The sequence below is a fragment of the Sphingopyxis sp. genome (assembly GCF_016793825.1).
Taxonomy (GTDB): Bacteria; Pseudomonadota; Alphaproteobacteria; order Sphingomonadales; family Sphingomonadaceae; genus Sphingopyxis.
The window spans coordinates 1-6,839 of the sequence record NZ_JAEULM010000037.1 but is presented as its reverse complement, the minus strand read 5'-3'; the positions used below and the strand labels follow the sequence as shown (position 1 = coordinate 6,839).

Genomic DNA, 6,839 nt, shown 5'->3' with positions numbered 1-6,839 from the left:
CGATCAATGGTCGTGGCCCGCGCCGGACTTTTCGATGTCGGCGCGAACGAGGAAACTGCCCTTGGTGACATAGGCGGTGCCGGGCTTGATGCCCGACAGGACCTCGGTCCATTCGGGCGACGAACGGCCGAGCTTCAGCATCCGGACCTCATAGTCCTGCCCGAAATTGGCATAGACCACCTTGAAGTCGCGGAAGGGCTGGATCGCCTCGGTGCGCACGGCAAGCGGCACGGTGACGGGGTTGACCATCACGCGGCCGCGCAAGGCCATGCCAGGGCGGAGCGTTCCCGAGCGGTTCGGGATGGTCGCGCGGATGAGCGCAGTGCCCGCCTCGACATTGCCGTCGGGCAGGAACTGCCCGAGCGGCGCGGTCGCGATTTCGGCGCCGTCCTGCGTCTCCACCGTCACCCGCATGCCCGGACGTATGATCGCGAGGTCGCGGGGGAAGATGTTGAAGACGACCGTGGTCTGCGCCGGGTCGGTGACCACATAGAGTGCGCGCCCGTCGGTGACGTCGCCGGGGTTGGCGTTGCGCTCGGCGATCACGCCGCCGACCGTCGCATATACCGGATAGACCTGGAGGCTCTCGCTCGACTCGATGCGCGCGAGCAGTTCCCCACGGCGGACGCTGTCGCCCACCGCCTTGGTCACCGAGACGACGCGGCCGGGGAACTGGCCGCGAATTTCGGAGCGGGCGGTCGGCGACAGTTGGACGGTGCCGTAGAGTTCGCGCATTTCGCCCACCGTCGCCGGTCCGACGACCGCGGTTTCGATGCCTCCGGCCTTGGCGGCGTCAGCCCCGATCCGCGTGCGCCCTTCGGGGTTCGCATATTTCCAAACGTGCCGCTTGCCGCCCGTCACCGCGACAACCTCGACGTCGAAGCTGTGCGGTTCGGTGACGACACCTTGCCCTGCGAGGAATTTGCCCTGCGGGCGGAAGGTGAAGCGATCGACGTCGCCGCCAAGCCGCGTGAGGGTGATGGCGAGCTGGACATCCTTCGGGTCGACCGGTTTGCCGTCCCGCGTTGCGAAAACGCGGAATTGCGGCTCGGTGCCATTCTCGAAGATTATGACCTCGACCGCGAAATCGCCATTCTTGAGCAATTTGCCACCGTTCGGGCCTTTGGCATCTTCCTCGCCTTCGCCCTCAGCGTGGCTTTCGCCTTCTTCATGCTTGTCTTCGCCCTCGGCTCCGCCACCGCAGGCAGCGAGAGGCACAGCAAGGAACAGCGCCGCAGCCGCGGCGGGAAATGGAAACTTCTTCATGGAATATTCTCCGCAAGGGGAGCCGCATCGAAGCGGCCGGTCAGGCGATCGATCTCCGCGAGCAAATCGCGGTAGCGTGTCATGGCCTCGGCCCACTGACCCTGGATCTGGATGATGACGTCGGCGGCATCCTGTACGTCGGCGAACAGGAACCCGCCGCGGGCATAGCCTTCGCGCACCTGGCCGAGCGTCTTCACCGCCTTGGGATAGACGTCGTTCATGATGCCCTCGGCCCGGACGCGTGCGGCGTCGGCATCGGCGCGCAGCGACGCGAGGCGCCGCAGCCGCTCGAGCCGGCTCGCTTCGGATTGGAACTCGAGCTGCCGCCGTTCGGCCTGCGCCCGGGCGATATTGCCCTGGTTGCGGTCGAACCGTCCGAGCGGGATCGAGATGCCGCCAAGAACGGCGACATCATTGGTCTCGCGAAGAAAGCGCGTGCCGCCCGAGACCGTATAGTCCTGGTGCGCACGGCTCTGCTCGACGACGACCTGCGCGCGGGCCCGGTCGACGGCGGCGTCGAAGACCGCCGCGTCGGCTTCGGCGAGCGGCGGATCGCGCGGATCGGGTTTCTCGATCCCCTCGGCGATAACGAGGCTGTCAGGCGTGCCGCCCCAGAAGGAGGTGAGCAATGCGCGTGCGGACTGCCGCTTCGCCTGGGCTTCCTTCAGGGCCAGTTCGGCTTCGAGAATGCGGGCATCGGCGCGCGTCTCGACGAAGAGCGGATCCTTGTAGCCGCGCACGCGCCTGATCGCTTCGGTCCGCATCTCCTTTTCAAGTTTGACGCGATCCTCTGCGATCCAGACCATCTGCTCGGCGATCTGGACGTCGATATAGGCGCGCTGCACTTCCTGGGCGATGTCGAGCCGGACGAGCCGCCACTGCGCCTCGGCGAGAACGACACCGCGCTCGGCAAGCGCCATTCGCGCCTCGCGCTTGCCCCCGCGTTCGAGCGGCTGCGAATAGGTGACGGTGAGTTCCGATTGCCGGAACAGGCCATAGCCGCCCGTCCCGACGCCATTGTCCATGTCGACCGACACGGTCGGATTGGGACGGACGCGGGCTTGCAGCTGGTCGGCGCGCGCGGCGTCGACCCCCGCTTCGCCCGCTCTAAGCTCGGGCGATGCAGCGATGGCCCGCTCGACCGCCTGGTCGAGCGTTAGCGGCTGGGCCCAAACGGACCCCGCCAGCAGCGCAGCCCCGGCCAACAGGGCGGCGCGCATATGGATATGCATGAATGATCACTCCTGAACGATTCGACTGAGCGCAGGCCGAAAAGGGGCCGCGCGGCAGGCGGCGTTCAGGCGAGGGGAGGGTTCAGGGGCGGTGCGAGCGCGCGCGAAGCGAGGCGCGTCGCGGGCAACGCAAAGTGCAGGCCGCCGGAAAAACAGGACAGATCGTCATGACCCGAAAGGGCCTGATCGGATGCGACCGGGCAATTATGGTGACTGCCGTGGAGGTCGGCGTCCTGCTGACCTTTTTGCGTGTCCTTGTCCGACGCATGGCCCGGCTCGACATGGTGCGAAAGATGCGAATCCGTCGCATGGTGCGTCATGCCCGCCATCGCCGGCGCAGCATTGTGGAGCCCGCTGAGCAGCAGGATGAACACAAGCAACAGGCGAAGGGTAGCGCCGGACATGGTCGCGCCCCTAACAGCGAATGACCCGTTCCGGAAGTCCAAAACCGGATCAATCGGTTCGCGCAGCGCGGCTCTCCGTCGACCGGGCCGTTTCGATCAGCGCTTCGAGGGCCTGCGGCATCGGCATCGGCTCGAAGGCGCTCACCCGCGCGCGACCATTATTCCCTGCGGGGAGGCGGCCGGTCAGCGAACCGAGCGGGACGAGCAGGAACCGCATTGCCTGACCGGTAGCTTCACGGGCATCGCCGAGCTCGATCGCATAGCGAAACATGTGCCAGTGGGAGGCGAGATGCGCGCCCATATAGGGCTGGCTCAATATATGTTCCCATTCCAGCGCCTGCCACGCAGCGGCTTCATCTCCGATTCGGCGTGATTCGCAAAACAGGCGATATTGCTCGCGCAGCAGCGGCTCGATGACGGCCATGCTCACGGGATTTACTGTCGGCGGCACCATCCTCTTTCCCCCTTTTTTGTGCAGGGCAGGCTCTTGCACCCTGTAGTAGATACAGGGTCAAGCCCTGATGTTCCGGCAGGACGCTGTGCCGCTCTGCGTCCGATTTACCCCCTCGTCTCACGGGAAGCATATCGCTCGAATGTCGTCCCGAACAAAGGAGGCGGGAGCCAATAGCGAAGCGATAGAAATAAGAGTGAAAGACAATTGTAGAATTATTGTGCTTAACGCGTGATTGTTCGGCCGATATCCTGTTTCTTGAGGCGCATCTGCAACTATAGAGGGGCAAGGTGCACTGCTCTCTTACCTCCATGAGATAAAATTACGGAGCCGGTTCGGGGGTTCGAAGAGTGCCGCCGAAGTTGATTGAAAATCTTCTACTTTTCACCGCGCCGTTTCGATGCTAGGGGCCGGTTTCAATGCGACGGGTGATCCTCTTCCTCCTGACCCTTCTCCTTGCATCCGGAACGGTTGCGGGGTCGCTCGCACATGCGACCGAGGATCGGGCCGAGGCGAGCCTTTTCGTTGCTGTGATCGAAGCCGGCTGCGTTCCCGCACCGGCGATCGAAGGCGCCGAAGTCGACAAGAAAAAATCCTCTCCCGGCGAAAAGCAGCAGGTGCCTGCCGCCGCTCATGGCTGCCACGGTCACCATTCGGGCGTCCCGGCGGAATCGCTGTCGGCAGCGACCGAAACGCCTGCCCCTGAAGCGCATACGCGCATCCTGACGGCCGCCTTGCCGCCCGTCGCCTATATCGGGACGTTCCGCCCTCCAATCGCCTGACGCTCTAGGTCTGCGCGTGCCCTTCGCGTGCGCTTCTCCCTGGAAACGTCAGGAGTCTCCTTTTCATGAAATCCATAGTTGTCGCCGCGAGTCTCGTGGCGCTCGTTGCAGGCTCAAATTCCGCGCCCGCCGCTGCCCAGTCGGCAGCGACGGAGCTGGTGGGACCGCCTTCTTCCGCAGGCGAGGCCGTGCGTACCGGCCCGCTTCCCGCTCGATTGTCCCTCGCGCAGGCGATGGAGGAAGCCGACGCGCGCTCGCCGCGCGTGGTTGCCGCCGAAGCCGAAGTGGAGGCCGCTCGCGGTCGCCAGCGTCAGGCGGGCTATCGCTACAATCCGACGCTCAATGTCGATGTCGAGAATTTCGCAGGCACCGGCCCCTACTCGGGCCTGAACGGTCTCGAAACGACCGTGTCGGTCAATCAGCGTCTCGATATCGGGGGCCGGCGCCGGTCGCGCATGACGCTCGCCGACGCCGAGTTTCTGGCCGCGAAGTACAAGTTGGAGATTGCACGCGCAGATCTTGCGCTCGATGTCCGCAACCAGTTCGCGACCGCTCTCGCGGCCCGCGATAGCCTCGCGCTCGCACGCGAAAATGAAGCGCGTGCCCGCGAACTCGTCCGCGTGGCACAGGCCATGGTCGATACCGGCAACGAGCCGCCGCTCCGTGCGTTCCGCGCCAATGCGGCTCTCGTTCAGGCCACCGCCGAGCTACGCACGGCCGAGGCCGAAGAAAGGACCGCCCGGCGTTCGCTCGCGGCGCTCCTTGGAAGCTCGGTCCCGCCTGCCGAGTTGATGGAAGGCGATATGTGGGTGGCACCGGAGACGGTGGACTCGCTCGCGACGCTCGACGTTCGCTTGGCAGAAACCGAGAAGCTGATTGCTGAAGCGCGGCTCCAGGGGCAGCGCGCCGATGGCCGGCTCGATCCGTCGGTCGGCTTCGGGGTGCGTCAGCTTCGCGACACCGGCGATCGCGCATTGATCGCCAATGTTTCCGTGCCGCTCCCCGTCTTCGACCGCAACCGCGGCAACATCTCGGCAGCCAAATCCGATGTCGCCGCCGCCATTGCGCGGCGCGAGAATGCAGTGGTCAATGCTCAGGCGGAGATCGCCAATGCGCAGGCCGAACTCGAAGCCGCAGAGGCCCGCCTCGCGGCGCTTGAGGGTAGCGGCATCGAGCAGGCGCGCGAAGGTGTCCGGCTCGCCGAACTCAGCTACCGCGCCGGCAAGTCCTCGCTCGTCGAATATATCGACGCGCAGCAGGCCTATGCGGCAACGCAGGCCGAACTGATCGCGGCGCGCCAGGCCCGGGCCGAAGCCCGCGCCATCCTATCGCGCCAGGCAGCCGCCGACGGCGATGCGGATCATCAGCCATGAGCGCGCCGAGCCTTCCAGTGGACGGAGGCGCCTTCGCCATCGTCCTTCCAAGTCAACAGGGGTGCGCCGCCGGTCGGCGCGCGAACCGCATCAACAGCGGAGATAGAATATGATCACCAAGGACAAGCGTCTCCTCGGCACTGTCGCGGGCGCCATGATACTCGCTGCCGTCACGGGCTTCGGCGTTGCACGCTGCACCGCCGACCCGGCCGCCGCGCCGGCTGCCGAAGGCGAAAAGGAAGCGGCGAGCGAAGCCCTTCCGAGCAGCCTCGCCATCACGCCCGAAGCGATCAAGGCCGCCGAGATCGGCGTCGAGACGATCGGCGCCGGCGGACTCGGTTCGGAAATCATCTCGCAAGCGACCGTTACCGCCGCGCCGAGCGGCGAGGCGATCGTCACCGCCCGCGCGGGCGGCGCGGTCACCCGTCTCTTCAAGCGGCTCGGCGATCCGGTCAGCGCCGGTGAGACGATCGCGATCGTGCAAAGCCGCGACGCCGCCCAGATTGCGGCCGAACGGATTGCCGCCGATGCGCGCTCGACGCTCGCGCAGAAAAATCTCCACCGCGAGAAGACCCTGTTCGACCAGAAGGTGTCGGCGCGCGTCGACTATGAGCAGGCGCAAGCCGAAGCCGCGGCCGCCGCGGCCGAAGCGCAGCGCGCGCGTGCCGCAGCGAGCGCCGCGCAGGTCACGCGCGATGGCAGCAGCGTCATCGTGGCAAGCCCGATCTCGGGACGGATCACGGCCGAGAACGCCAGCCTTGGCGCCTTCGTTCAGCCCGAAACCGAATTGTTCCGCGTTGCCGATCCCAGCAAGGTGCAGATCGAGGCCGCCGTCGGTCCGGCCGATGCCCAGCGGCTCTCGCCCGGAGACCGTGCGATCATCGAACTTCCCGACGGACGGACGATCGATGCCCGCGTGCGCGCCGTCACGCCCGGCCTGTCGGGCGACACGCGCTCGGCAACCGCCGTGCTCGACGTACCCGGGGCGCTCCAGCCGGGCTTGGCGGTCCGGGTGCGGCTGCTTCCGAGCCGCGGCGCCGAAACCGGTGGGCCGGCCCGTATCGTGATCGCGGACGAAGCCCTCCAGACGCTCGAAGGCCGCGACGTGGTGTTCGTCCGCACGAAGGACGGCTTCCGCGCGCAGCAGGTGACCGTCGGCCAGCGCAGCGCGGGCCGTGTCGAAATCCTCGCCGGGCTGAAGCCGGGCCAGATCGTCGCGACCAAGAACGCATTCCTGCTCAAGGCCGAACTCGGCAAGGGCGCGGGCGAGGAGGAATAAACCGTGATCGCGAAACTGATGGCGCTATCCGTCCGCGCGCGCTGGGCGGTAC

At 66.3% G+C, this 6,839-nt stretch carries 7 protein-coding genes; 3 read left to right on the top strand and 4 right to left on the bottom strand.

All coding sequences use genetic code 11. The features are described from left to right. Window positions 1-3 precede the first annotated feature (3 nt). From JNM03_RS11850 to JNM03_RS11835, 4 genes are all read right to left on the bottom strand, one after another. On the bottom strand, window positions 4-1,266 hold the full coding sequence (locus JNM03_RS11850) for an efflux RND transporter periplasmic adaptor subunit (protein ID WP_003046516.1): 1,263 nt from the start codon (window positions 1,264-1,266) through the stop codon (window positions 4-6). Further along, complete coding sequence (locus tag JNM03_RS11845; RefSeq protein WP_003046513.1) at window positions 1,263-2,498, bottom strand: TolC family protein; 1,236 nt, start codon at window positions 2,496-2,498, stop codon at window positions 1,263-1,265. Before JNM03_RS11845 ends, JNM03_RS11850 begins: the two co-directional genes overlap by 4 nt. Window positions 2,499-2,563: 65 nt before the next feature. After that, window positions 2,564-2,902 (bottom strand): hypothetical protein, encoded by a 339-nt coding sequence (locus JNM03_RS11840; protein WP_003046510.1) that lies wholly within the window; start codon window positions 2,900-2,902, stop codon window positions 2,564-2,566. Between the two features lie 49 nt (window positions 2,903-2,951). After that, the gene (locus JNM03_RS11835) at window positions 2,952-3,326 is read right to left on the bottom strand and encodes a DUF3703 domain-containing protein (protein WP_037553271.1); all 375 of its coding nucleotides are present in this window, start codon (window positions 3,324-3,326) and stop codon (window positions 2,952-2,954) included. A gap of 446 nt (window positions 3,327-3,772) precedes the next feature. Here JNM03_RS11835 and JNM03_RS11830 point away from each other — a divergent pair, with 446 nt between their 5' ends. From JNM03_RS11830 to JNM03_RS11820, 3 genes are all read left to right on the top strand, one after another. Beyond that, on the top strand, window positions 3,773-4,135 hold the full coding sequence (locus tag JNM03_RS11830; RefSeq protein ID WP_003046504.1) for a hypothetical protein: 363 nt from the start codon (window positions 3,773-3,775) through the stop codon (window positions 4,133-4,135). Window positions 4,136-4,200: 65 nt separating this feature from the next. Beyond that, window positions 4,201-5,508: a TolC family protein gene (locus JNM03_RS11825; RefSeq protein ID WP_037553274.1), complete on the top strand. Its 1,308-nt coding sequence runs from the start codon at window positions 4,201-4,203 to the stop codon at window positions 5,506-5,508. Window positions 5,509-5,617: 109 nt separating this feature from the next. Next, window positions 5,618-6,787 (top strand): efflux RND transporter periplasmic adaptor subunit, encoded by a 1,170-nt coding sequence (locus JNM03_RS11820; protein ID WP_003046498.1) that lies wholly within the window; start codon window positions 5,618-5,620, stop codon window positions 6,785-6,787. Window positions 6,788-6,839: the final 52 nt, after the last annotated feature.

Excerpts from the sequence above, each read along its gene's own strand:
- JNM03_RS11850 (WP_003046516.1), bottom strand. The coding sequence starts at position 1,266 with ATGAAGAAGTTTCCATTTCCCGCCGCGGCTGCGGCGCTGTTCCTTGCT.
- JNM03_RS11845 (WP_003046513.1), bottom strand. The coding sequence starts at position 2,498 with ATGCATATCCATATGCGCGCCGCCCTGTTGGCCGGGGCTGCGCTGCTG.
- JNM03_RS11840 (WP_003046510.1), bottom strand. The coding sequence starts at position 2,902 with ATGTCCGGCGCTACCCTTCGCCTGTTGCTTGTGTTCATCCTGCTGCTC.
- JNM03_RS11835 (WP_037553271.1), bottom strand. The coding sequence starts at position 3,326 with ATGGCCGTCATCGAGCCGCTGCTGCGCGAGCAATATCGCCTGTTTTGC.
- JNM03_RS11830 (WP_003046504.1), top strand. The coding sequence starts at position 3,773 with ATGCGACGGGTGATCCTCTTCCTCCTGACCCTTCTCCTTGCATCCGGA.
- JNM03_RS11825 (WP_037553274.1), top strand. The coding sequence starts at position 4,201 with ATGAAATCCATAGTTGTCGCCGCGAGTCTCGTGGCGCTCGTTGCAGGC.
- JNM03_RS11820 (WP_003046498.1), top strand. The coding sequence starts at position 5,618 with ATGATCACCAAGGACAAGCGTCTCCTCGGCACTGTCGCGGGCGCCATG.